At 59.0% G+C, this 24,820-nt stretch carries 28 protein-coding genes; 21 read left to right on the plus strand and 7 right to left on the minus strand.

The genetic code is table 11. The features are described from left to right. Window positions 1–13: 13 nt before the first annotated feature. The 3 genes from O3W47_RS18630 to flgB are packed head-to-tail and all read right to left on the minus strand — an operon-like array spanning window position 14 to window position 1,161. Window positions 14–349: a flagellar hook-basal body complex protein FliE gene (locus O3W47_RS18630; RefSeq protein ID WP_080817849.1), complete on the minus strand. Its 336-nt coding sequence runs from the start codon at window positions 347–349 to the stop codon at window positions 14–16. Further along, window positions 346–765, minus strand: coding sequence for a flagellar basal body rod protein FlgC (gene flgC, locus O3W47_RS18635; protein WP_004432501.1), 420 nt, complete (start codon window positions 763–765; stop codon window positions 346–348). The genes O3W47_RS18630 and flgC overlap by 4 nt, the downstream gene beginning before the upstream one ends. Window positions 766–768: 3 nt before the next feature. Then, window positions 769–1,161 carry a flagellar basal body rod protein FlgB gene (gene flgB, locus O3W47_RS18640; protein ID WP_004432502.1) on the minus strand — a complete coding sequence of 131 codons (393 nt, stop codon included), beginning with the start codon at window positions 1,159–1,161 and terminating at the stop codon, window positions 769–771. A 308-nt stretch (window positions 1,162–1,469) separates the two neighbouring features. On the opposite strand from flgB, the gene O3W47_RS18645 reads away from it, so the two are divergent. Then, the gene (locus O3W47_RS18645) at window positions 1,470–2,120 is read left to right on the plus strand and encodes a LysE family translocator (protein ID WP_127756371.1); all 651 of its coding nucleotides are present in this window, start codon (window positions 1,470–1,472) and stop codon (window positions 2,118–2,120) included. Between the two features lie 116 nt (window positions 2,121–2,236). Here the strand turns inward: O3W47_RS18645 and O3W47_RS18650 are convergent, their stop codons facing one another. The 4 genes from O3W47_RS18650 to O3W47_RS18665 are packed head-to-tail and all read right to left on the minus strand — an operon-like array spanning window position 2,237 to window position 5,737. Then, window positions 2,237–2,761, minus strand: coding sequence for a hypothetical protein (locus O3W47_RS18650; RefSeq protein ID WP_400156017.1), 525 nt, complete (start codon window positions 2,759–2,761; stop codon window positions 2,237–2,239). 42 nt (window positions 2,762–2,803) lie between these two features. Continuing rightward, complete coding sequence (gene fliI, locus O3W47_RS18655) at window positions 2,804–4,210, minus strand: flagellar protein export ATPase FliI (RefSeq protein ID WP_269314354.1); 1,407 nt, start codon at window positions 4,208–4,210, stop codon at window positions 2,804–2,806. An 11-nt stretch (window positions 4,211–4,221) separates the two neighbouring features. Then, a complete protein-coding gene (gene flgF / locus O3W47_RS18660; protein ID WP_004432506.1) occupies window positions 4,222–4,956 on the minus strand; it encodes a flagellar basal-body rod protein FlgF in 735 nt (244 codons plus the stop codon). Between the two features lies 1 nt (window position 4,957). Then, complete coding sequence (locus tag O3W47_RS18665; RefSeq protein WP_004432508.1) at window positions 4,958–5,737, minus strand: DUF1217 domain-containing protein; 780 nt, start codon at window positions 5,735–5,737, stop codon at window positions 4,958–4,960. Between the two features lie 186 nt (window positions 5,738–5,923). Between O3W47_RS18665 and motA the strand changes: the two genes are divergently transcribed. The 20 genes from motA (at window position 5,924) to fliQ (ending at window position 24,666) form a co-directional block, all read left to right on the plus strand. Further along, window positions 5,924–6,796 (plus strand): flagellar motor stator protein MotA, encoded by an 873-nt coding sequence (gene motA, locus O3W47_RS18670; RefSeq protein ID WP_004432509.1) that lies wholly within the window; start codon window positions 5,924–5,926, stop codon window positions 6,794–6,796. Next, window positions 6,793–7,752 (plus strand): FliM/FliN family flagellar motor switch protein, encoded by a 960-nt coding sequence (locus O3W47_RS18675; protein ID WP_170985773.1) that lies wholly within the window; start codon window positions 6,793–6,795, stop codon window positions 7,750–7,752. Before motA ends, O3W47_RS18675 begins: the two co-directional genes overlap by 4 nt. A 64-nt stretch (window positions 7,753–7,816) precedes the next feature. Beyond that, window positions 7,817–8,356 carry a flagellar motor switch protein FliN gene (fliN, locus tag O3W47_RS18680; protein ID WP_035263929.1) on the plus strand — a complete coding sequence of 180 codons (540 nt, stop codon included), beginning with the start codon at window positions 7,817–7,819 and terminating at the stop codon, window positions 8,354–8,356. A gap of 27 nt (window positions 8,357–8,383) precedes the next feature. Then, window positions 8,384–9,427 (plus strand): flagellar motor switch protein FliG, encoded by a 1,044-nt coding sequence (gene fliG, locus O3W47_RS18685; protein WP_020811423.1) that lies wholly within the window; start codon window positions 8,384–8,386, stop codon window positions 9,425–9,427. Between the two features lie 128 nt (window positions 9,428–9,555). After that, a complete protein-coding gene (gene flhB / locus O3W47_RS18690; protein WP_269314355.1) occupies window positions 9,556–10,638 on the plus strand; it encodes a flagellar biosynthesis protein FlhB in 1,083 nt (360 codons plus the stop codon). 5 nt (window positions 10,639–10,643) lie between these two features. After that, the gene (locus O3W47_RS18695) at window positions 10,644–11,081 is read left to right on the plus strand and encodes a hypothetical protein (RefSeq protein WP_080817838.1); all 438 of its coding nucleotides are present in this window, start codon (window positions 10,644–10,646) and stop codon (window positions 11,079–11,081) included. Window positions 11,082–11,389: 308 nt separating this feature from the next. After that, complete coding sequence (locus tag O3W47_RS18700) at window positions 11,390–12,682, plus strand: flagellin N-terminal helical domain-containing protein (protein WP_269314356.1); 1,293 nt, start codon at window positions 11,390–11,392, stop codon at window positions 12,680–12,682. A 313-nt stretch (window positions 12,683–12,995) separates the two neighbouring features. Then, entirely contained in the window at window positions 12,996–13,652 is a 657-nt protein-coding gene (locus O3W47_RS18705; protein ID WP_269314357.1) for a hypothetical protein, read from the plus strand. Then, entirely contained in the window at window positions 13,649–14,956 is a 1,308-nt protein-coding gene (locus O3W47_RS18710) for a MotB family protein (protein WP_269314358.1), read from the plus strand. The genes O3W47_RS18705 and O3W47_RS18710 overlap by 4 nt, the downstream gene beginning before the upstream one ends. Then, entirely contained in the window at window positions 14,953–16,230 is a 1,278-nt protein-coding gene (gene motC / locus O3W47_RS18715) for a chemotaxis protein MotC (protein ID WP_269314359.1), read from the plus strand. The genes O3W47_RS18710 and motC overlap by 4 nt, the downstream gene beginning before the upstream one ends. Further along, window positions 16,227–17,588: a flagellar hook-length control protein FliK gene (gene fliK / locus O3W47_RS18720; protein WP_269314360.1), complete on the plus strand. Its 1,362-nt coding sequence runs from the start codon at window positions 16,227–16,229 to the stop codon at window positions 17,586–17,588. Before motC ends, fliK begins: the two co-directional genes overlap by 4 nt. Next, window positions 17,536–18,102 carry a lytic transglycosylase domain-containing protein gene (locus O3W47_RS18725; RefSeq protein WP_059760571.1) on the plus strand — a complete coding sequence of 189 codons (567 nt, stop codon included), beginning with the start codon at window positions 17,536–17,538 and terminating at the stop codon, window positions 18,100–18,102. The genes fliK and O3W47_RS18725 overlap by 53 nt, the downstream gene beginning before the upstream one ends. A gap of 282 nt (window positions 18,103–18,384) precedes the next feature. Further along, window positions 18,385–19,056, plus strand: coding sequence for a response regulator transcription factor (locus tag O3W47_RS18730; RefSeq protein ID WP_004432529.1), 672 nt, complete (start codon window positions 18,385–18,387; stop codon window positions 19,054–19,056). A gap of 105 nt (window positions 19,057–19,161) precedes the next feature. Next, window positions 19,162–20,457, plus strand: a complete 1,296-nt coding sequence (locus O3W47_RS18735) for a flagellar hook protein FlgE (RefSeq protein WP_127756363.1) — start codon at window positions 19,162–19,164, stop codon at window positions 20,455–20,457. Window positions 20,458–20,479: 22 nt separating this feature from the next. Further along, complete coding sequence (flgK, locus tag O3W47_RS18740; protein WP_065654447.1) at window positions 20,480–21,958, plus strand: flagellar hook-associated protein FlgK; 1,479 nt, start codon at window positions 20,480–20,482, stop codon at window positions 21,956–21,958. Window positions 21,959–21,961: 3 nt separating this feature from the next. Then, window positions 21,962–23,065 carry a flagellar hook-associated family protein gene (locus O3W47_RS18745; RefSeq protein ID WP_137002900.1) on the plus strand — a complete coding sequence of 368 codons (1,104 nt, stop codon included), beginning with the start codon at window positions 21,962–21,964 and terminating at the stop codon, window positions 23,063–23,065. A gap of 34 nt (window positions 23,066–23,099) precedes the next feature. Then, a complete protein-coding gene (gene flaF / locus O3W47_RS18750; RefSeq protein WP_004432537.1) occupies window positions 23,100–23,444 on the plus strand; it encodes a flagellar biosynthesis regulator FlaF in 345 nt (114 codons plus the stop codon). After that, complete coding sequence (flbT, locus tag O3W47_RS18755; protein ID WP_004432543.1) at window positions 23,441–23,890, plus strand: flagellar biosynthesis repressor FlbT; 450 nt, start codon at window positions 23,441–23,443, stop codon at window positions 23,888–23,890. Before flaF ends, flbT begins: the two co-directional genes overlap by 4 nt. Beyond that, window positions 23,881–24,351: a flagellar hook assembly protein FlgD gene (gene flgD, locus O3W47_RS18760; protein ID WP_269314361.1), complete on the plus strand. Its 471-nt coding sequence runs from the start codon at window positions 23,881–23,883 to the stop codon at window positions 24,349–24,351. The genes flbT and flgD overlap by 10 nt, the downstream gene beginning before the upstream one ends. 48 nt (window positions 24,352–24,399) lie before the next feature. Further along, a complete protein-coding gene (gene fliQ / locus O3W47_RS18765) occupies window positions 24,400–24,666 on the plus strand; it encodes a flagellar biosynthesis protein FliQ (RefSeq protein WP_003503352.1) in 267 nt (88 codons plus the stop codon). Window positions 24,667–24,820: the final 154 nt, after the last annotated feature.

Here is a 24,820-nt window from a genome sequence, read left to right on the forward strand (position 1 = left end):
TATTCCTGCTGGGCTAGATCTGCATCTTGGTAATGTCGAGATAGGCCGACACGATCTTGTCTCGGAGCGCGATGGCGGTCTGCAGCGACTGTTCGGCCGAAAGCATGGCATCGACCACTTCACGCGTATTCGCCTTGCCCTGAATGCCTTCGAAGGAAGCGACTTCCGCCTTCTTCAGATTGTTCATCGCATCCACCGACACGTTGCCGAGAACGCTGGCGAAGCTTGCGCCCGTCTGCTGGGCGGGCGTCGTCTGCTCGCTGCCGAAAACGCTTTCCGTCAGCGAGGATATGCCGCTTGCGCCGCGGGTGAGCGAAAGGGAACTGACTTGCTTGATACCGTCGATCATTGCGATGCCTTCAGAAGGTCGATTGTGGAGGCGACGAGGTCGCGTGTCTGGCGGATGACCTGAAGATTGGCGTCGTAGCTGCGGTTTGCTTCGCGCATGTCCGCCATTTCGATCAGGATGTTGACGTTCGGCATCTTCACCATGCCGTTGCTGTCGGCGGCCGGATTGCCGGGATCGTATTCGTTGACGAAATCGCCACGGTCGACGCCGAGCTTCTTCACCGTTACGCGCTCCACGCCGCTGACGCGGTCGAGCTCGGAACCGAAAGTGATGGTCTTGCGGCGATAGGGGTCGGCGCCGGGGGTGTCGCCGGTCGATCTGGCGTTGGCGATGTTTTCGGAGACGATGCGCAGTCGCGTGGACTGCACTTCCAGGCCGCTGCCGGCAATCTTGCTCGCCGCACTCAAGGGATCCATGGCTTACCTCTTAACCGTCATCAGCATCATGCGATGGAAGGATTTGACGAGATTGGCGTTCAGCTCGTACTGCCGCTTGATCTCGCCGGTCTTGGTCATTTCTTCCGCAAGCGCGACCGAATTGCCCGATTCCTGCATGCCGATCTCGTTATTGACCGGGTTGTCGCGCACCGCGATATTGTCGCTGAGGGTGCTCTCGCCGAAGTGGGCAGGGTTGGTCCTCGCCATGCCGACCTGCTGGCTGGTGGCCTGCATGACCGCTTCGAAAGGGCTGACATCCTTGGCGCGGAACTTGGGTGTGTTGGCGTTGGCGATGTTGGTCGCCACGACTTCCTGCCGCACGCTCAGCCATTCCGCTTGGCGGGATGCCAGATCGAACAGTTGAATCGGTTGCATAGACTTCTCCATCTCGTATGGCCCGAACCTACGGGGCTAATCTTGCGTCAGACTTGCGGGGAGGGGAGAAGGCGATGGCAAGGGCAGGAAGGGGAGGAAAAATGGCCTGCCGGAAACCCAGAAAGGGAAGCCTCAATCGACACCGCACCCGAAGCCCCTGCGGTGAATGTTTAAATTCCGAGGTCATGCCGGCCCAGGGTGGAAACTCACAGGCATGGGGCGAGGTGCTTGCTGAAGCAGCTTTATATCTCGCCTTGGAGATAGTCCGGTGCTATCGCTACGGTAGAGGGAAATGGAGGAGAGCAATCATGGATTTGGTAATTCCCAGCGCAGCCAATCTCGGCCTGTTCGTCAGCGCCACGCTGGTGCTGCTTCTTGTGCCGGGCCCGGCAGTCCTTTACATCTTTGCGCGCTCGGTCGAGCAGGGCCGTTCTGCCGGCCTCGTTTCAATCCTTGGTATTCATACCGCCACACTTGTTCACGTCGTCGCCGCCGCCGTTGGGCTCTCGGCGCTTTTGGCATCCTCCGCGCTTGCCTTCAGCGTGGTGAAATATGCGGGCGCGGCCTACCTGATCTGGCTTGGCCTCAAGAAGCTCCTCGGGTCGTCGGACATTCCCGACGTAGAGGGCGGTTTGCCGAAGCGAAGCAGCATGCGCATCTTTCGTGAGGGCTTCATCGTCAATCTCCTCAATCCGAAGACCGCATTGTTCTTTCTGGCTTTCCTGCCGCAGTTCGTTGAGGTCGATCGTGGCCATATGGCAATGCAGATCGCCTTTCTCGGAATTCTCTACACGGTGATTGGTGTTCTGACGGATTGCACCTACGCACTTGCTGCCGGCACGGCCGGCAACTGGCTGAAGCGCAGTCCCGCCTATCTGAAGGCTGAACGCTGGGTTAGCGGCTTCGTTTACATCGGCCTTGGTCTGACGGCCGCTTTTGCGGGCAATCAGAAGAAGTAGATCGCCTGACGTCGTTTGAGACGTTTGCGGCCCCCGGATCCGGCCCTTGGGGGCACTTTCGTATGCCGAGTTTTCAGCGAAATTCGATGATGACCTCAGGCCCGAGGTCGATCTGACTACTTTTCCGGATAGTAGGTCTTGCCGGAAGAGGTCTCGATCAGCCATTCGCCATTGCGCTGTTCGATCTTCGTCAGCAACGCATTGTCCGGCAGGGTCGAACCGACCCTCACCATATACATGCCCGAACCGTCCTCGATCAGGGCGCGGCCGTTGGAAACATGCAGCAGACGGAAGGAGGTCTGGCCGGGGAAGGGCTGATCCTCGATCCCGGCTGCCAGATTGTTCTGTTTTTCCTTGCCGCCAGCGTTCACGGTCGCCGTCGTCAGCATGTCGGGCAGATCCGCCGGCGGCGGGGTGTCTTCCTTGTTGCGGTTGGTCATGGCCATCGGCGAGACGCTGAAGACTTCCCGCGGGCCGGTATGGGGCAGATCGCGGGTGCGGTCGCCGCCCGCCACCTTCATGCCGAATTTTTCCTCGTTGAAGAACACGTACCACGGAAAAAATGCTGCTGCAGCGGCAAGCGTGATGCCTGTCCATGCCAGAATACGGTCGGGCGTGAAGAAAATCGGCCTGGGCAGCACGTCTTCATCGTGGCTATCGTTGTTCCGCTTTTTCTTCACGGGTCAGCCTCTCGCTCTTGGGGTTACCTGCGGCTGACCGTTCTGCGCTCCGTTCCGTAAGGCGGTCGCAAGATCAGCATAGGCATCCTGTGCCGCCGGTTCGTCCGGCAGCTGCTTCAATGTCTCGTAGATGATTGGAACCTGCTTCACCGCCATGTCGAGATCGGGGTCGGTTCCAGGCCGATAACCGCCGATGAGGCGAAGATCGCGCGTTTCCTCGAAGCGATGCACCAGCGCCTTGAGGTGCGACACCAGCTTTTCCTGATCCGGCGTCCAGGCCTTCTTGGCGAGACGCGAGATCGAGGCGAGCGGGTTGATCGGCGGGTAACGGCCTTCTTCGGCAAGGCTGCGGTCGAGCACGATATGGCCATCGAGAATACCGCGGGTCGAATCCGCAATCGGGTCGTTGTGATTGTCGCCATCCACCAGAATGGAGACGATGGCGGTGATGGTGCCGGTGCCTTCCGCGCCCGGTCCCGCCCGCTCCAGAAGGCGCGGCAGTTCGGTGAAGACCGAGGCCGGGTAGCCGCGCGCCACCGGCGGCTCGCCCGAAGCGACCGCCACTTCGCGGATGGCATGGGCAAAGCGCGTCACGCTGTCGATGATGAGAAGGACATTGTCGCCCTGATCGCGAAAATGTTCGGCGATGGTGACGGCGGAAAGCGGCGCCATCTTGCGCAGCATCGGGCTCTCATCGCTTGTCGCAACGACGGCGATGGACTTGCTCATATTCTCGCCCATCGTGTCTTCGATGAATTCGCGCACTTCACGGCCGCGTTCGCCGACAAGCGCAATCACCACCTTGTCGAAGGCGTCTGCCTTGGCGAGCATCGACAGCAGCGTGGATTTGCCCACACCGGAACCGGCGAAAATGCCGAGGCGCTGGCCGAGGCAAAGCGGCGAGAAGATATCGATTGCCCGTACACCGGTCTTGAAAGGCGTTTCCACCCTTTTGCGCGTCATCGAGGGTGGCGCATTGTTTGAAATCGAACGGCGCTCGATGCCGGAGGCCAGCGGACCCTGGCCGTCGATAGGTTCGCCGAGCGCATTGATGGTGCGTCCGCACCAGCTGTCGTCGGGCGAGACGCGGAAGGCGCCCTTGCGGATGACGGTGTCGTGAATGCCGATCGGCTCGCCGGGCTCGATGGGGCAGACATAGCAGATATCCGGTTCCACGCGCACCACTTCACCGAGATGAATACCGGTCGCGCTGCGATGGGCGACGAATTCTCCGAGTCGCACATGCCGTGACAGGCCGGACACCGTATAGTGCCCGGCAGCGATGGTGCGGACATGGCCGCCATGCGCCACCGAAAACTCCGGATCGGCATAATGCCCGGCAAGGCTGGCGAGCTGTGCAAGCTTCGGTGAAATGGCGTCAGCCGAGAGCATGGATTCCGGCATTGTCATTACTCAGTTCCTCAACGCGCGCCGCCAAGCGTCTTGATGCCTTCGCCGAAGGTCGATTCGGTATCGCGCATCAGCGAGGAGATGCTTTCAAAGGCGCGGTTGACCTGGATGAGCTGCGTCATCTGGGAAATGCCGTTGACGTTAGACTGTTCGAGATAACCCTGAACGACGCCGACTTCATGATTGTTGACCACCGGAACCGGCTGGGCCACCGGCTTCACGCCGCTATTGGGATGACGCAGGAACCCTTGCGAGAAATCCGCCTGGAAGATGCCGAGGGTAGCGACGATGTTTTCGTTCTGCCGGATGGCTCCGTCGAGACCGACGGTGATCGGGCCGCCATTCGGATTGAGCTGGATCGGACCGCCGCCGGCATCGAGAACGGGATAACCGTTCGAGGAGATGAGCGCGCCGTCCGGACGCATGGTGAAACGGCCGTCGCGGGTCAGAATCTGGCCGTCGGGCGTATCCAGCGAGAACCAGGCATCGCCCTTGATGGCGAAATCGAAGGAATTGCCGGTCTGTTCGAAAGCGCCCTGACGGGTGGAAAGGTAGTCGTTGCCCTGCGAAACGAAGGCCACCCGGGCATTCATGTCATTGTGGTTCTTGGCGACCATTTCGTCGAATTTCACTTCGGAGCCGCGGAAGCCGACCGTGTTCACATTCGCCATATTGTCGGAAATGGTGGTGAGACGGCGCTCCAGCGCGATCTGCGAGGACAGGGCGACGTATAGTCCGGATTGCATATCATTTGCCTCCGAGTTTCAGGGAGTTGATGGAGATCAGCAGGTCGGGGGAAATGCCGTAGCCGCTGGAGGAGCCGAAAACGGCGAGAGGGTCATAGGTCGTCGAGGGGTTTTGCATTTCCCACATGATGGTGAAACGCTCGAGCAGCTTGCCGACCTTTTCGGGATCCTGCAGATCCTTGATATCGATGGTTTTTTCGATGAGCGCCGCCTGTTTGTCGACATCGGCGGCGGCAAACTCGTCGGGAAGGTTGTAGGCCGTGCGAAACACCTGCGCGAGCGCATCGTCCGCCAGAAAGTCGAGGCCGGATGTGATGGTTGACGCCTTGCGTTCGAAATAAAGGGCGAGCCGGACGCCGTTATTGTCGTCGCCCGCTTCCTGTTCCAGCGTCTGGCGGGTGTATTTGCCGATGACGCCCGATTTGGCGGCGTCGGTGGAGGTTGCCGCAGCCCCCAGGCCGGCAAAATCCAGCGACTTCGCAAAATCCGCGTAACGGCTGTCGGAAAGCTTGTTGGCGAAGGCGTCCTTGTCCGAGGTGCCTTCCGTCAGCACCTTGCGGATGAAGGCCTTCGCATAGGCCATGTCCTCGAGCCCGTGGGCCTTCAGCGCGTAATTGTAAAGGCGCGTATCGGCCATGAAGTCGTCGATGGATTTCACATCGCCGATCTTCGCGCGATAATATTCGGTCTCGCGCGCCACGTCGGGCTGCTCCGACACCCGCTCAAGCGATTTGCCGATATCCTGACTGATCAGTCTGTAGCTGGTGTAGGTGGAAGTCACTGAACCGCCGCTCTCGTTTGATCCCGATCTCAAGGCGCACGTCCGCCTTTGCCGGCATAGTGCCGTGGCTTGCTTGTGCGAAACTGGCTGGAGGCAGCAGGGCGGGAGAGGCTTTGCGGACAGGTTCACGCAAGCCACATTTTCTAGACATGGCGGCATGGAACACTGTTCGGGCGTGGTCGATCAATGAATATTGTAATTGGACTTATAATCACCTTCGGCTGCATCATCGGCGGCTATATGGCGATGGGCGGTCATCTGGACGTGCTGATTCAGCCGTTCGAATTGATGATCATCGGCGGCGCCGGTCTCGGCGGCTTCATCATGGCGAACCCCATGAAGGTCGTGAAGGACTCGGGCAAGGCGCTCGGCGAGGCCTTCAAGCATTCGGTCCCGAAGGAGCGAAACTATCTCGACGTACTCGGCGTACTTTATTCGCTGATGCGCGATCTGCGCACGAAATCGCGCAACGAGATCGAGGCCCATATCGACAATCCGGAAGAATCCTCGATCTTCCAGAGCGCGCCCTCGGTTCTGAAAAACAAGGAACTGACCTCGTTCATCTGTGACTATGTCCGCCTCATCATCATCGGCAACGCCCGCAGCCACGAAATCGAGGCGCTGATGGATGAGGAAATCGAGACCATCCTGAACGACAAGCTGAAACCCTATCACGCGATCACCACCATGGGCGATTCCTTCCCCGCCATCGGTATCGTCGCGGCGGTTCTCGGCGTCATCAAGGCCATGGGCAAGATCAACGAATCGCCGGAAGTGCTGGGCGGCCTGATCGGCGCCGCACTCGTCGGCACCATGCTCGGCATCATCCTGTCCTATTCGATCTGCAATCCGCTCGCGTCGCAGGTCAAGATCGTCCGCACCAAGCAGCACCGCCTCTACATCATCGTCAAGCAGACGCTGATCGCCTACATGAACGGCTCGGTGCCGCAGGTCGCGCTCGAATACGGCCGCAAGACCATCTCCAACTACGAGCGGCCGTCGATTGACGCCGTCGAACAGGAGATGATGAACCCCGGCGGCGAAAACAAGGCGGCATGACGATGGCAAAAGCTGCAGCGCAACAAGCACCCGCCATCGACACCGCCCTGCTCGCAAAATTGACGGGAGGGTTGTCCGACCGCAAGACGATCGCCAGGATCGGCTCCGATATCGGCCATCTCTACAGCGAATTCCTGCCCGATATCTTCCACAGCGAGACCGGCATCGCGATCGACGTCGAATATGTCGGTTCCGAATCGGGACTGATGACCGATCTCATCGCCAATGTCGGGAAGAATGTCGCGGTTGCCGATTGTTCCCTGCGCAACTGGTGCCCCAATTTCATGATGACGGTCGGCAACGGCTTTGTCATCGCGCTCATGGAGCGCATGCTGGGCGCGTCGCCGGACATGATCGGCGAACCGGACGAGCGCAGCCTGTCCCATATCGAGCTCGACCTCGCGGCCATGGTTCTTGGCCGCATCGCCGGGGTTTTGCGCTCCGGTGTCAACGCGCCGGGCGGTTTTGAGGCGGCCATCGATCCGCCCTTCAATTCCAACGGCAAAAGCGCCTTCGACGAGATGATCGCCGGCCTTTACGGTGTGACCATCCGCCTGAAGATCGATATCGGCAAGGTATCGTCGGAATTCTCGCTGATCGTGCCGCAACGACCCCTGCTCAAGACCTCCATCGTTGCCCCCAAGGCTTCAGCCCAGGCGCTGAAGAAGCAGGAGGAATGGATGGAGATGATTTCGGAACAGGTGAAGCGATCGCAGGTCACGCTCGAGGCGCGCATCAAGCTCGAAACGCTGACGCTCAGGACAATTTCCAGGCTGGTGGCCGGCGACGTCATTCCGTTCCAGGCTCTGAAGCAGGACGACATCGGCGTCGAGGTCAGCGCCAACGGTTCCAAGCTCTATAATTGCGAATTCGGCAAGTCCGGCGACCGCTACATGGTTCGGGTGAAGAACAATGTCAGCACGGACGACGAGATCTTACGACATTTGATGGGTTAAAATCCTGCCCGGCCTTCGGGGATTTGGGCAGGCTGACGCAAGTTTCAAAGGGAATAATCAGCGCATGGCTACGAAGAAAACACCTGTGACCGATGATGCGGCGCTGCCGTCGTTTGAAGACGGCGGCGACCTCGACCAGGCTATCGGCGATCTGCGTGGCGTCCTCAAGACGGATGCGGAAGGTTCGCTCTCCGATTTCGGCGACTTCGGCGATTTCGGAAGCACGGACGAGGTTTCGACGGATACCGACCTTTCCGCTTTCGGTGGCGGAACGGCCGATTTCGGGATGGATGATTTTGCCGCCGCCCCGCAAGTTGCGGGCGTGAAGGCGCCGCTTGGCAGCGGATTGTCCGAAAACATGGAAATGATCATGGACATCCCGATCGATGTCCAGATCGTTCTCGGCACCAGCAGAATGCTCGTTTCGGGGCTGATGAGCCTTGAAGAAGGAGCGACGATCGCACTCGACCGCAAGATCGGCGAGCCGGTCGAAATCATGGTGAATGGCCGCCGTATTGCGCGCGGTGAAATAACGGTTCTGGAAGACGACGATACGCGCTTCGGCGTAAAATTGATTGAAGTACTGAGTACGCGAAAAGCCTGATCCCTGTGGGGACGGAGAGGAAAGACCATGATGGACTTCGAGGATTTCGGTAACCCCCTGGCAGGGAAACCGTTGTCTCAGGCCGACAAGGCGGCCGCGGTGCTTCTTGCCATGGGCAAGGGCGTCGCCGGCAAGCTGCTGAAGTTTTTCACGCAGCACGAATTGCAGATGATCATTTCCTCGGCCCAGACCCTGCGCGTCATTCCTCCCGATGAGCTTGCCCAGATCGTAGCCGAGTTCGAAGACCTGTTCACCGAAGGAACGGGTCTGATGGACAATGCCAAGGCAATCGAAAGCATTCTCGAAGAGGGCCTGACCCCTGAAGAGGTGGACAGCCTTCTCGGGCGCCGCGCGGCCTTCCAGGCCTATGAAGCATCCATCTGGGACCGCCTGCAGGAAGCCGAGCCGGAATTCGTCGGCAAGTTCCTGTTGCGCGAACATCCGCAGACCATCGCTTATATTCTCTCCATGCTGCCCTCGTCCTTCGGTGCCAAGGTTCTCCTGACCATTCCGGAAGAGCAGCGCGCCGATATCATGAACCGCACCGTCAACATGAAGGAAGTCAGCCCCACGGCTGCCCAGATCATCGAGAAGCGTGTGGTCAACCTCATCAACGAAATCGAAGCCGAGCGTAATGCCGGCGGTTCCACGAAGGTTGCCGATCTGATGAACGAACTGGACAAGCCGCAGGTCGATACGCTGCTCAGCTCGCTCGAGACGCTCAGCAAGGAAGCCGCAAACAAGGTCAAGCCGAAGATCTTCCTCTTCGACGACCTCATGTTCATGCCGCAGCGCAGCCGCGTCCTGCTGCTCAACGATGTTTCGGCGGATGTTCTGACGATGGCGCTGCGCGGCGCTACGATGGAAATCAAGGAATGCGTGCTCTCCAGCATCAGCCCGCGCCAGCGCCGCATGATCGAATCGGACCTTGCGGTGCCGCAGGCCTCGATCAACACCCGCGAAGTGGCGATCGCACGCCGCGCCGTCGCGCAGGAAGCGATCCGGCTCGCCAATTCCGGCCAGATCCAGCTGAAGGAAGCCTCCGCGGAGGAACAACCGGCCGCCGCTTGAGCGGAAGCCGGTTGATAACCCGCCCTTACGGCGGAAGCGGCCATTGCGATGGCCGGTCACGGACGCTAGTTTCGGGAATGACGGCCTGCCGGGATCGGCGGGCCTTTTTTTGATCCCGGGGACGTGCCTTGGCAGACGATCAGGACAAGGACAGTAAAACAGAAGCCCCGACGGAGAAAAAACTCCGCGATGCGGCGGAAAAGGGCAATCTTCCCTTTTCCCGCGAAGTGCCGATCTTTGCCTCGTCGCTTGCCTTTTATTGTTACCTGGTCTTCTTCCTGCCCGATGGCGCCGGTCGGCTTGGCGTCACATTGAAGGACCTGTTCGGCCAGCCCGAACAGTGGGACCTCAGCACCCGGCCGGATGCCCTGTCGCTGTTGTATTTTCTCGGCACCTCGATGGCCTATCTGCTCATGCCGGCGATGATCATGTTCATCGTCTTCGGGCTCGCCTCGTCGTTTTTTCAGAACCTGCCGTCGCCGGTGCTTGAGCGGGTGCGTCCGCAATGGTCGCGCGTCTCGCCGGCGAAGGGCTTCACGCGCATCTACAGCAAGCAGGGTTTCGTGGAATTCGGCAAATCGGTATTCAAGATCATGATCGTTTCGGTCATCATGTTCTTTGCCCTGCGTGGCGATTTTTACAGTCTCATCGATCTGATGTTCTCCGATCCGCAGGTGATTTTCGTCCGGGTGGTCGAGATCGTCAAAAAGATGATGGTCGTGATTCTGCTTTCGACCGCGCTGCTCGCCGCCGTCGACGTTTTGTGGACGCGCCACCACTGGTTCAGCCAGCTGAAAATGACGAAGCATGAGGTGAAGGAAGAATACAAGCAGTCGCAGGGCGACCCCGTGGTCAAATCCCGGCAGCGCTCCATCGCCCGCGACCGTGCCCGCCGCCGCATGATCAACAATGTGCCGCGCGCCACACTTGTCATCGCCAACCCGACACACTTTGCGGTGGCGCTGCGTTATGTTCGCGAAGAAGGCGACGCACCTGTTGTCGTCGCCAAGGGTCAGGACCTTATCGCATTGAAAATCCGCGAGATTGCGGAAGAAAACGATATCCCCGTTTTTGAAGACCCGCCGCTTGCACGCTCCATGTTTGCGCAAGTCTCGGTAGATAGTGTGATTCCACCAGTCTTTTACAAGGCTGTGGCTGAGCTCGTTCACCGGGTTTACGCCATGAAGTCATCGAAAATACGGGTTCAATAAAACCAATGAAAAAATCCGCCTATTCCGAACAGCGGGAAATGATCGTCGCAGAGGCGATCAACCCGATCGCCACCGAACTTCGATTGTTAGACCCGGCCGACCTGATTTCGCTGCTCCGATTCGAGTGCTACGGCAGTATCGCCGATCTCGTTTCCTCGGCTGCGGAGCTTTATTATCATCCCGGTACGATCAATTTCGGCGCCGGCGGCGAATACAAGCTCGAATGGGAAGGCGCGCCGGAGATCGTCCTCGATCTCGAACTGAAGCCGAAGGGCGCCACGGTCTATGCGCGATTGACGCTCGCCAACGAACATGCGGCGATCGAGATCAATCACGTCTCGTTTCAGAACCCTTCCGAAAATCCGGACGAAAACACCGAGTTTCTTCGGAAAAGCCTGTCGGCTGCCCGATTCGTGCCCACCCGTCAGGGCGAAGCGGCTTAACCGGATCACCCGCTGCCTATTTCCGTCATGTCCGTTGCGCGCGCCGAAATCGCGGGCGCAACGGCCTCGTTCCGGTGCGTTTTAACCCGAGCTTGCCTGAAGCCTGCCGGTTTATGCGAAACCCGGCTGCGAAAGCGAGGAACGCCTTGCAAATCAGTCCCGTTGTTTGTTACCTATCGCATTAACGATTTGTTAACGAACGGCAGGTCGCGGTGGTCGGTTCAGGCCATTGCCGATGCGCATGATGCCCCTGCTCGTTGTCGGCACAGCGCCGGATTTTTTCTTAAATTTTGAGTTGGGTGGACCCCATGACCAGCATTTTGACCAATGCGGCGGCGATGGCCGCGCTGCAAACCCTGCGGATGATCGACAAGAATCTGGAAACGACGCAGGCGCGCGTGTCCTCCGGCTATCGTGTCGAGACTGCGGCGGACAATGCGGCCTACTGGTCCATTGCGACGACGATGCGCTCCGACAATAATGCGCTTTCGGCCGTGCAGGATGCTTTGGGTCTGGGCGCCGCCAAAGTCGATACCGCCTATGACGCGCTTGAAAGCACGATCGAGGTCGTCAAACAGATCAAGGCCAAGCTCGTCGCCGCCTATGGCGTGGGCGCTGACCGCAGCAAGATTCAGGATGAAATCAAGCAGCTTCAGGAACAGCTGAAGAGCATCTCCGAATCGGCCTCCTTCTCGGGTGAAAACTGGCTGCAGGCCAGTATCAGCAACGGTGGCACGCCGCCGGTTGAAGAATCGATCACCAAAAAGGTTGTTGCATCCTTCACCCGCACAGGCTCGGGCAATGTCGGGGTCACGACCGTTGATTACACGCTCGACAGCAGCACCGTCCTTTTCGACCTCAGTGGCGGAAAGCTCGGTATTCTCGACAAAAACGCCGTTTTCGTCAGCAAGACGGAATATGAAGTCACCCAGACCTCGACGACCGCCGGCACAGCGACGGAGACGGGTTACGTCGTACCGAAGCTCACCGACGCAGAAATCGGCGCGCTGAATGCCGCGACGACGGATACGAATACGGATCCGAATGTCTATAGCGACGGCACCGATAACTATCTCCGCCTTGCCGAAAATGTGTGGGTCAAGGTGACGGGGACGAATCCGTCGAGCGGCGGCACCACCGTTTCTCCCGCCTATCGCGACACCAGCAGTAACGACTGGTTTTACGATACCGGCAGCGGAACGGCTTCCGCCGATCGTTCCCTCGGTTTTTCCGTATCCACCCTCGATCTCGGCAATCTCGATGTCGTTGCCGCGGCCATGGGCGGTTTTGCCGGCGGCGGCACGACCTATACCGACGCAGACGCCATCGACATGATGATGTCCTTCGTCGACGGGCAGCTTGAGGCAATGACCAGCACGGCTTCCAGCCTGGGTTCGCTGCAGAGCCGCATCAGCATGCAGGATAACTTCGTTTCCAGCCTGATGGATGTGATCGACAAGGGCATCGGCCGTCTCGTCGATGCCGACATGAACGAGGAATCGACCAGGCTGAAAGCGTTGCAGACGCAGCAGCAGCTCGGCATCCAGGCGCTCTCCATCGCCAACGCCAATGCGGAAAATATCCTCCAGCTCTTCAAGTAACGGGTCTGGCCGGCGTGGGCGCGCGGGGATGAATGGGCGCAGGCTTCCTGATCGAGCCCGCCTTCATCCTCGCACAAGTTTGAACACCTAACGTCGGGTCAATATGGGGCGGATCGCATGGCGTGATCCGGCCGGGAAACGTGGAAGAGACGGGCAGGGTAGCAAGGATGACGGTGGTGCCGCCAAACGGCTTAGAGCATTTCCAGGAAAAGTGGACCCCGGTTTTCCGTCCGGAAATGCGGCGAGGCTTTTGCGATTCGCGCGGGCAACGAAACATGTCTGGCTCCTTTCTCCTGTTTTGCCGGGGGCAGGCATGAGCGCGTCCATTGCACGGTTTCTCAAGGACTTCGGTGAAGCGCAACCGCAACCGGCGGCGCAGGCCTTCGGCGACCCGTTGGCCGATACGGATTTCCTGTCCGGTTTTTCCGATGGCGCTTCCGGTTTCGACGAATTTGCTCCGGTCGATGTGGAGAGCGAGAAACAGGCGGCCTATGACCGCGGCCGCGAAGATGCCACCCGCGAGATCACCGAGAAGATGCAGGCGGAGCGGGAAGAGCTGATCGCGGCCCATGCGGCCGAGCTGGAGGCCCTGCGTTCGGGGCATCTCGAAGAAATCGCGGCTTCCCTGTCCCATGGTCTGCGCCAGGGTATCGACGCGATTGCGGCCAATCTCAGCGAACAGACCGCCAATATCCTTGCTCCGGTCCTGACGGAAAAGCTGTCGCTCAAGGCGGTCTCGGCGCTGGCGGATGTGGTGCGTAGCGCCATGCCGGATGGAGAAGGGGTCACGCTTGTCGTGAAAGGCCCGAAAGATTTGTTCGAGCGGCTGAAGATACAGCCCGGCTTTGAAGAAGAAACGATGAAATTTACCGAGACCACCGATATCGATCTTTCCGTCGAGTTGGGTGAAAGCGTGTTCGTGACGCGCATGTCCGCCTGGGCGTCCAGTCTTCGCAAGGTGATGAAATGAGTGAAGGCGAAAATCACCACCACGGTAAAAACGAGATCATCATCGTCAAGCGCCACAAGGGCGGGCATGACGGCGCCCATGGCGGCGCGTGGAAAATCGCCTATGCCGACTTCATGACGGCGATGATGGCGTTCTTCCTCGTCATGTGGCTGGTCAATGCCGCCAACGAGGAAACAAAGGCCTCGGTCGCCAGCTATTTCAACCCGATCAAGCTGTCCGATGAGAAACCCTCGTCCAAGGGGCTGGAAAAGCCGGTGGACAAGGAAGAGGGCGTCCAGAAGAAGGACCAGTCCAACATCCAGGCGGAAAAAGTCACCAAAGGCTCGGCCGCCGCGACGGGCGAAGACCTGACCTCGCAGACCGGTGAACAGTCGAACTTCTCCGAAGCGGACTTTTTCGAAAATCCCTATTCCGTGCTGGCGGAAATCGCCCAGCAGGTGGGCCAGCAGGCCAATGTCAGCGCCAAGGGCGAGGGCGGCGCCGCCGATTCCGGCCCGGCGACGGGCGCTAGCGGCGGTGAAGCCTATCGCGATCCGTTCGATCCCGATTTCTGGACCCAGCAGGTGAAAATCACCCGCGCCGATCAGCCGCAGAAACCGGTTGAACAGCAGCAAGTCGTCGAGAACAAGCAGGAGGATGCGGCCGAAAACGCCCAGGCGGTCGCACTAAAGGCGTCCGAGACACCGGCCGACAAGGCGGAAGACGGCAAACCGATGGAAGTCGCCGCCGTTGTGCCGCAGCAGCGTCCGGATGCCGCCGAGCAGGCAGCGCTTGCGCAGCCAAAGCCGGATGAGCCGCGCCAGGCGAGCGATGCAGAGCAAAAGGCCAGCGATGCCGAGTGGGAAAAGGCCGACACGCTGCGCGAGGAGATCGAGAAGCAGATATCGGGCATTACCGGCAAGCTTTCCGAAGGTCTGGTGGTGACGCCGGCCGAAGGCGGATTGCTGCTCACCATTTCCGACCAGACGGAAACGCCGATGTTCAATATCGGATCGGCCGTTCCCCGGCGTGAAATGGTTCTGGCCATGGAAAAAATCGGCAAACTGCTTCAGGAGCGCGGTGGCAGCGTGGTGATACGCGGCCATACCGACGGACGGCAGTTCAAGGGCGAGGCCAATGACAACTGGCGGCTTTCCATGGATCGCGCCCATAGCGCCTATTACATGCTGGTGCGCGGCGGCCTGTCGGAAGAGCGGGTAAAGCAGGTCTCGGGTTTTGCGGACCGCAGATTGCAGGTGCCGGCGGACCCTCTGGCGGACGCTAACCGCCGCATCGAAATTCTGCTTGAGGCCGATCGGGGGTGAGTGTGACGAAAACCTCGAAACGCTGGCTTCTTCTTGCGGCGACGCTTTGCGGTCTCGGCTCCGAGCCGGGCAGGGCGTTTTCGCAGTCGCAAGATAATCTCATGCCTTATGCCATGCTGCGCTCACTGCAATTCGTGCAGGATTCGGTCGCCATGGGCGACCATTCCGCTTCGGAAATGCAGCGGTTTCTACTCCAGACCATCGATGAGCGGCTGAAGAGCGCGCCTTCGGCGATCTTCAAGGATCCGCGCAATGTCGATGCGGCGCTCATCTATGCGATGAGCGGCGGCAATCCGGCCACGCTGGAACTGCTGGTCGCGCGCGATGTCGATGGCAATTTCGATAGCCGCGTTGCCGATATCCTGCGCAAATACCTCTCCGGCAAGGGAACGCTTGTCGCGCAGAGCATTGCGGCCATGGTGCCGGAATATCGCGGCAAGCGGATTGGCGCTTATCTGGCGCTGATCGGCGGCAATGTGACGATCCCGCGCGATCCGCTGGCGGCGCTTGGTTTTTACGATATCGCCCGGCTCGAAGCGCCGGGTACCATCGTCGAGGAGGCCGCATTGCGCCGTTCGCTCGCCATCGCGGTCGAGGACGGCGATGCGGCACGCGGCGTCGAATATGCGCAGCGTTATGCGCGGCGGTTCCTGCATTCGCCCTATGCCAGCCAGTTTGCGGACCTTCTGGTCTCGCTGGTGGTCAAGCGCGCCGATTCCATCGGGAAGGAGGCGATACAGGAAACCTTCGCCATGATGGATACAGAGAGGCAGAAGGAAGCCTATCTACGGCTTTCCCGCCTCGCGGCGATCAGCGGCAAGGATTCGCTGGCGCGCATGGCGGCTTTGAAGGCAAAGGCGCTGTCTCCTGCGCTGCCGGGTGAGCCGGAAGTACAGGCAAATCTCTATGAAAGCCTTTCCAACATCGGCACGCCCGATGTGGTGAGCGCAATCGAGACAATAGGGCAGATTCCCGAAGCGCAGCTTTCGGATCGGGACAGGGCCTTGCGGGAGGCGGCAAGGGCGATTGCCGAGCAGGTGGTTCGTCCTCCTTCCCCGCAGTCCGGCATCGAGGCTGACACTGCGGCCACGAAGGAGACCGGGCGGAATGCGCCCGAAAACGAAGCGAACGCTGCCGATGCAAGAAGCATATGGCGGGTCGAAACCCAGAAGGCTGACGATGAGGGCGACAACGTGCGGCAACTCGTGACGAGCGGTCGCAGCAAGCTCGATGAAATCGACAGCCTGTTGAAGAAAGGCGAGGGGGCCCCATGATCGACGCAGCCATCAATGCGATAATGAATGCGCCGCCATCCGATCCGCGCGCCGGCACCGCCAGCGTCAGGGACGACGCCAAGGGCGGCAGTTTCGGCGATGCCCTTTCCACGGTTCGGGACGAGCGCCCGCCGCAGGCGCTGCATTCGCGGCATCAGCAGGACGAGAACCCGGCTGAAGAGCAGCAGGCGCAGCCCGATGGCGAGGCGGAAAAGATGGATGTCCCGGTCAAGCGGCCCGCAACATTTCTCAATGTGATCGTCAACGAGCATGCCGGCGAAGGTCGTGCCCAGGAGACGGTGGCCGAGTTTCAAAACGCCGTGAAAACGGCCCGCACGACGCCGGAAAACGGCAAGACCGGCAAGAAGCTCAAGGACGACGCCGACAAGGACGCCGAGGTGACGGACGATACGATCGATCCGAAGCTGGCGGAACTGCAGCTGGTGAGCGCCAATGCCGCCGATATGGCGACGGCCAAGACACCGCTTGAGGAAATTGCACAGGCGATTGCCGGCAAGGCCGACGCGGTGAAATCAGACCGCGCTGAACCTGTCCGGGGCAAGGTCGAGCATTCGGTCAAGGACATGCCGACAGGGATCGCACCAGCCGGTAATGAGGCGGGTTCTGCTTCGGAAAACGAGGGGGATGCCTCGGCATTCCGTTTTTCGTCTCCGCGATCAGGCGCGGCGCGGGCTCTGGATATGAGCACCGTTCAGCGTGACGGCCGTGTCGAGTTCGATGCACGCGAAAGCACCGGCAAGGCGGCCGACACCATAACGGTTCTCGATTCGCGGCGGTTCATCGGCCTGGCGCCCTCGACCAACGCGTCGGCCCTGACCGGCCTGATCGTCAACGATCCGGAATGGGTGAGCGCCATGCAGCCCGGTTCGTCGCTCTCCAATGCGGCGGCTCAGAGCAGCACCGGCAAGGTCGTCCATACGCTGAAGCTGCATATGACGCCGATCGAGCTTGGATCGGTGACAATGTCGCTGCGGCTTGCCGGTGACGAGCTTGCCGTTCACATGACGGTGGAGAGTGTTGCGGCCTATAAAAAGCTCCAGGAAGACAGCAAGAGCATCCTCGATGGTCTCAAGGCGCAGGGTCTGACGGTCGATAACATCACCATCAGCATCGCTTCTTCCGACAAGAGTGACCAAACGGGCACACAAGGCAACAATCAGCAAAATCAGCAGGCGCAGCAGCAGGGTCAGCAGGCCGCCGCCGGGCGCAACCGTGACGAGTCCGGAGCACGGGGCGAGCGGCAAGGCAATGGCGATAATTTGGGGGTGCATAATGAAGGCATGGATGGCGTTTCTGGCTCTGCCCGCTCTTCTGCTGACAATGGCGTCTACCTCTGAGAACGCGTCCGCTTCGGCAACGTCAGGTGTCTGTGAAAGAGAGATCCAGTCGGCGGCACGCAAATATGGCGTGCCGGAGGGAATTCTCTATTCGGTGGGGCTGACCGAAACGGGCCGCAAGGGGCGTCTCGACCCCAACGCCATGAATATCGAGGGAAAACCGGTATTTGCCTCCTCCACCGAGGAGGCTTTGACCACTTTTGAGGCGGCGAAGCGCAACGGCGCCAAGCTGATCGACCTCGGATGCATGCAGATAAATCATTACTTCCATGGCGAAAACTTCGCATCCGCACGGGAAATGTTCGATCCTCGCCGCAATGTGGAATATGCCGCCATGTTTCTGCGCAACCTCCACAACAGGCATGAAACCTGGACCATGGCAGTCGCCCGTTATCATGCCGGCCCCAACAATGACCCGGCGCAGAAGAAATATGTCTGCCGTGTCATCGCCAATCTGGTGGCGACGGGCTACGGAAAATGGACCGCCAACGCGAAAAATTTCTGCGACGGTTAACAACCTGAAATTGCTTTAAGGCGCCGCGGGACTCGTATTTTGAAATGTGGCGATAGATTGATCGAAAAAAGGCACTTCAAGCGGTTTTTTCGGAATTTTGAAATTTCTACACAAAAATTTTGTGCCATATATGGTTAATACCCACTATATATAGATCAAATCGGCACAAAATGGTTAATCAATTATTAATATCTATCGATGATTTCCTACAGTTGTCCCTGAATCGCCCGATTCGTACCAATGCCTCATTGGAAAACACCACACTGATTCGGAGGCGGACGAATGATCGTAGTGGTTGATGAGCGCGAGCTCGTTAAAGACGGCTATACATCTCTATTTGGGCGTGAGGGCATTCCCTCGACCGGGTTCGATCCGGTCGAATTCGGGGAGTGGGTCTCGACGGCGGCGGAAAGCGATCTTGCGGCTGTGGAAGCCTTCCTGATCGGCCAGGGCGACCGGAGCTTTTCTTTGCCGAAGGCGATCAGGGATCGCACGACGGCCCCGGTGATCGCGGTCAGCGACCAGCCCTCGCTGGAATCGACGCTGGCGCTTTTCGACAGCGGCGTCGACGATGTCGTGCGCAAGCCGGTGCACCCCCGTGAAATCCTTGCACGTGCGGCGGCGATCCGTCGCCGATTGCAGGTCATCTCGAACTTCACCGATGCCGGGCCGATCCGGGTTTTCTCCGACGGCCGCGACCCGGAAGTGGGTGGTGAAGTGTTCCCCTTGCCGCGCCGTGAGCGCCGCATCCTCGAATATTTGATCGCCAATCGCGGACGCCGCGTTTCCAAGGCGCAGATTTTCAACGCCATCTACGGCATCTTCGATGACGACGTCGAAGAAAACGTCGTCGAAAGCCACATCAGCAAGCTGCGCAAGAAGCTGCGCAAGAAGCTTGGCTACGATCCGGTCGATTCCAAACGTTTCCTCGGCTACAGCATTGATTGGCAATGATTTTCATTGACCCGCGTGGTCTTTTTCAAACGCGGTATTTCCGACAGCTTCACGCAAGCCAAACGCTTTACCTTCTCCCTGAAAGATGACCACGAGGGTTTTTGAATGAGTATTTTCGGCACTATGCGAACCGGTGTGTCCGGCATGAATGCGCAGGCGAACAAGCTGGGCACCGTGGGCGACAACATCGCCAACGCAAGCACCACCGGCTACAAGCGCGCTTCGACGTCGTTCTCCTCGCTCGTTCTGCCCTCCTCGTCGGGCAGCTATGCGTCCGGCGGCGTGCAGTCCAACGTTCGCTACAGCATTTCGGAGCAGGGCAACCTCTCCTACACCACCTCGAGCACCGACCTTGCCATTCAGGGCAACGGCTTCTTCGTGGTTCAGGACGGTGCAGGCACGCCTTACCTCACCCGCGCCGGTTCCTTTGTGAAGAACGCGGAAGGATATCTGGAGAATGCGGCGGGCTTCCAGCTGATGGGTTACCCTTACGGCGCCAACCCGCCGGCCGCGGTCGTCAACGGATTTACGGGTCTCGAGGCAATTAACGTCAACAACTTCGGACTGACGGCATCGCCTTCCACGCAGGGCAGCTTCCCGGCCAACCTTAATCGTGATGAGGCAATCGTTGCTGCGGGATCGCGTCCAAGTGACAACGTCGCGACGTCGACGGTGGGCAGCAAGACGTCGCTGACGGCGTTCGACAGCGGCGGTGCCAAGGTTCTTTACGACTTCTATTACACGCGCATTGACAACGATGCGTCTGGCAATCCGCAGTGGGAAGTGTCGGTTTATCGTCAGGATCAGTCAACGGATGGCGGCTTCCCCTATACGGCAACCGCACCGGCTACGCTCGTCAAGGAAACGGTCACCCTGACCTTCGATCCTGCGACCAACAAGCTCACCAGCGGATCGGATAGCTCGATCACGATTAACGACAGTAACAGCGGCGTGGCGCAGGCGATCGAGATCGACCTGTCGCAGATGACCCAGTTCTCCTCGAAGTTCACGCCTGGCACCGCTGTTCTGAACGGTAACGGCCCAAGCCAGATCAAGGACGTCGAAATTGGTAAGGACGGCCTGGTAACGGCGGTCTATCAGGATGGCGGTCGCCGCAATATCTACCAGCTGGCGCTGGCCACGGTGCCGAGCGTCGACAATCTCAGCCCGCAGAACGGTAACGTCTATCTGCCGAGCAACGAGTCGGGTGTCGTCACCATCGGCTTCGCGCAGACGGGTAGCTTCGGCTACATCCAGAAGGGCGCGCTGGAAGGCTCGAACGTCGATATCGCCAGCGAACTCACCGACATGATTGAATCCCAGCGTATCTACACAGCGAATTCGAAAGTCTTCCAGACTGGATCGGATTTGATGGACGTCCTGATCAATCTGAAGAGATAATACTTCTCACGAGGACAGATGAATGTCGCTCACGTCAGCAATGAATACTGCGCAGTCGATTTTCAATAATACAGGTAAGCAGACGGACGTTACCTCCAAGAACATTGCCAATGTCGGCAATGCTAACTACGTCAAGCGAACCGCCATTCTCGGCACGACCATGGCTGGAGCGAGTATCGTCTCCAACGGCCGTGCCCAGAATGAAAGTCTTCTCAGGCAGACGATTTCCAGCTCTTCTCTTGCTTCCGGCCAGAGCACGGTTCTGACCGGTCTTGAGGAAATGAAGAGCATTTTCGGCGGCAACGATTATGAGAGTTCGCCGGCCACCTACATGAAGGAACTGCTGAAGAGCCTGGACGCTTACGCCGCCAAGCCGAGCGATGCCGCTCTGGCCGCAACGGCCGTTACCTCGGCCACCGATGTCGCCAGTTCCCTGAACAAGGCCTCGAACGAATTGCAGGCGATGCGTCTGCGCGCCGACAAGGAAATCGCCCTTCAGGTCGACAAGCTGAACGGGCTGCTTGCGAAGTTCGAGGAAGCCAATAACGAGGTCAAGGCGCAGACGGCGATCGGCGGCGATCCAAGCGACGCTCTCGATCAGCGCGAGACGCTTCTGAAGGATATTTCCTCCATCATCGGCATCAATGTCGTCAATCGTCCCAACAACGATGTGGCGCTTTATACGACGGATGGTGCGACGCTGTTCGAAATCGTACCTCGCAGCGTCACCTTCAAGACGCAGCCGGGCTATGATGCGACGACCACGGGCAACGCAATCTATGTCGATGGCGTAGCGCTGAAGGCAGGAAGCGGCAGCAACACGACGTCTGAGGGGTCGCTTCAGGGCCTGATGCAGGTTCGTGACGATCTGGCGCCGACGATGCAGAGCCAACTCGACGAAATCGCCCGCGGCCTCATCACCATGTTTGCGGAAAAGCCGGCCGACGCGACCAGCGGCCTGCCGGATATGCCGGGTCTCTTCACCTACGGCTCGCCGGCGGCGACGACCATTCCGGCAGACGGGATTGTCTCTCCCGGGCTCGCGGCCAGCATTACCGTCAACCCGGCGTTAATTATTTCCAAAGGTGGCAATCCGGAATTGTTGCGCGACGGCGGTATCAACGGTACCGATTACGTGATCAATACCGCAGCGTCGGGGGGAACCGGTTTCTCCGAGCTGATCCGCAGCTATGTTACTGCTTTCGACGCGCCCATGAATTTTGCCGCGTCGACACGTATCGATACGAATACCAGCATCCTGAAATACGGCACCAACTCGATGGGGTGGCTCGAACAGGAACGTTCCGGCGCGACTTCTGCGAACGAAGCGAAAAGCGCGCTTTATGAGCGCTCCGCCACGTCCTATTCGAACAATACGGCGGTCAGCCTGGACGAGGAACTGTCGCTGCTCATGGATATCGAGCAATCCTACAAGGCCGCGACCAAACTGGTGACGACCGTTGACGAAATGCTCAAGTCCCTGATGGACATGGTGAGGTAAACGATGAAAACGTCATTCATTTCATCGCTGGCGATGCAGAACAGCATGCGCAGCACCATCCTCAAGGCTCAGCTCGAGATGACCAATCTCAATACCGAGCTGACGACGGGCAAGCATGCCGATCTCGGCGTGACGCTGGGCGCCAACACCGCCCGCAGCCTCGATCTCAATCGCGATATCGACCGCATCTCTTCGCTGGTCAGCGTCAATTCGATTGCAACGCAGCGCCTCAAATCCTCGCAGACGGCGCTGGACGGCATGGCGCAGGCCGCGCAGGAAATTCAGAAGGTTCTTGTCCCCAACACCAGCAGCGAAGCGCCGACACTGACGACGGTTGCCAAAACCATTTCGAATGCCTTCAACAATTTCACCAGCTTCGCCAACACGGCGGTCAATGGCGAGTTTCTGTTTTCCGGCATCAATACGGATGTGAAGCCCGTCGATGACTATTTCGCTGAAGGGTCTACCCTGAAGGAAGCCTATGAGACCGAGCTGAACGCATTCATGGCGGCGCAGACGCCGGCGGTTGGCGATATCACCGGTCTGTCCAAGACCCAGGCCGAAGCCTTCATGACCCATATCGAAGGTGTGTTCAACGGCACCACGACGGTAACGAACCCGCCCCACAGCAGCCTGACGGCCGGCCAGAACTACGATTTCTGGACGACTTTCGGCTCCAAGGCGAGCGACACCAACATGACGAGCCGCATCAGCCAGAACGAGGTCGTGGAAACCTCCAGCAACAGCAATTCGCAGGGCATGCGTTATTTTGCACTGACGGCGATGACGTCGATGACCTTCCTCGACGAAAAGGTGGATAGCGGCGTTCGCGAAATGGTGGCGACCAAATCGGTGACCAATATCGGCACCGCCATCAGCGGCCTGAACCAGCAGCAAAGCCAGCTCGGCCTTTCCGAAAGCCGCGTTTCGAAGGCCAATGATTCGCTGGCAGCCCAGAAGAAGATCATCGAAACGCATCTGCTGGATATTGAGGGGATCGATACCTATGAGGCGAAGACCCGCCTCGATCTGCTGCAGCAGCAGATTGAAATCGCATACAGCCTCACGTCGCGTCTGCAAAAAATGAGTCTGGTGAACTACCTCTGATGAACAGGGGTGGCGGCAGATAAAGGATACATGAATGTACCAGTTTTCCTACGCCGAAATCATGGAGGATGGTGTCGCCAACGCGAAGGATCGCGAGCGGCAGGCGTTGACAAAATCGATCGACCTTCTGGTGGAGGCAAGGGATTCCTCTTCGCAGCGCCACACGATCGAAGCGCTTTTTTACACTCGAAGGGTCTGGATCCGCTTCATTGAGGATCTCAAGCAACCCGACAACCAGCTTGCCATGGAGCTCAGGGCCAATCTGATTTCCATCGCGATCTGGATATTGAAAGAGTGCGAACTGATCCGGAAACGTCAGTCGACGAATTTCCAGGGCATAATTGACGTGACAACCATCATCAGGGATGGACTGAAATGAAAAGTACACTTCGGATTTCGCTGAAATCGGGCGAAAAGATTTTTATCAACGGCGCGGTTCTGCGTGTGGATCGCAAGGTGGCGCTCGAATTCCTGAACGATGTCACGTTCCTGCTTGAAAACCACGTTCTGCAGCCCGATCAGGCGACGACGCCTCTCAGGCAGCTTTATTTCATCGCGCAGATGATCCTTATCAACCCGGAAGGGCGCGAACAGTCCACCAACATGTTCCGCAAGTCGGTCAGCATGCTGCTGAACTGCTTCCAGCATGACGAGGTTCTGGCGGAACTCAAGCGGATCGACGGACTGGTTGCCTCGGGCAAGGCTTTCGAAGCGCTGAAGGCCATTCGCGGTCTCTACCCGATCGAGGAAAAAATCCTCAACAATCAGGAAATGACCCCCGCAACGATCGAACAGATTCGCAAGGAGATCGCACCATGGCGGTAGATGCAGTCACGTCGGCAGCGTCAAATCCCTGGGCCAATGCCGGGGCGAGCAGCTCCGACAGCAGCGCGGCGTCGCTGAACTACGACAGCTTCCTGAAGCTCCTCATCGCCCAGATGAAGAACCAGGATCCGACCAGCCCGATGGATGCCGGCGAGCAGATGTCGCAGCTCGCAAGCTTCTCGCAGGTCGAGCAGACCATCAAGACCAACACCCATCTGAAAAGCATGCTGCAGGCGGAAGCCCTGACGCGCGCCTCCGATCTGGTCGGCAAGACGGTCAAGAGCGCCGACGACACCGTCACCGGCGTGGTGAAGGAAGTCGAGGTCTATGCGGACGGCGTTGTCGCCATCACCGAAGCTGGTGACAAGGTGCTGCTGCAGGCCGGCGTGACCTTCTCCAACGGCCCGATTACGAGTACATCTGATAGCGGAACCGATTCGGATAGCGCGACCGGTTCCTGACATTGAAGAGGCGGCATGACGCCGCCTTTCCGGATTGAGGATGCGACGATGAACGAGGCCGATGCGCTTGACATCATGCAGGCGGCTGTCTGGACGGTTCTCGTCGCGGCCGGTCCCGCGGTTCTCGCCGCCATGATCGTCGGTGTCGTCATCGCCTTCATTCAGGCCCTGACCCAGGTTCAGGAAATGACGCTGACCTTCGTTCCCAAGATCGTCACGATCATGCTCGTGCTCGGCGTTGCCGCCCCCTTCGTGGGCGCGCAGATATCGCTCTTTTCCAATCTCGTCTTTTCCCGCATCCAGTCCGGCTTCTGACGCCGTCCGCTGTAGATGCCACTTTCGCGCAAGCTTCAGCCGCTAGGGATAGGCGTGAAGCATCGGGCCGAATTGCGTGCGCTTTTCGAAAACCGTTGCTACGGAACCGTGCGACGGCTTTTCCGTCGCCCTTCTCATGAAGAGACAGGACGAA

The organism is Agrobacterium sp. LMR679, assembly GCF_027157905.1.
Classification (GTDB): Bacteria; Pseudomonadota; Alphaproteobacteria; order Rhizobiales; family Rhizobiaceae; genus Agrobacterium; species Agrobacterium leguminum.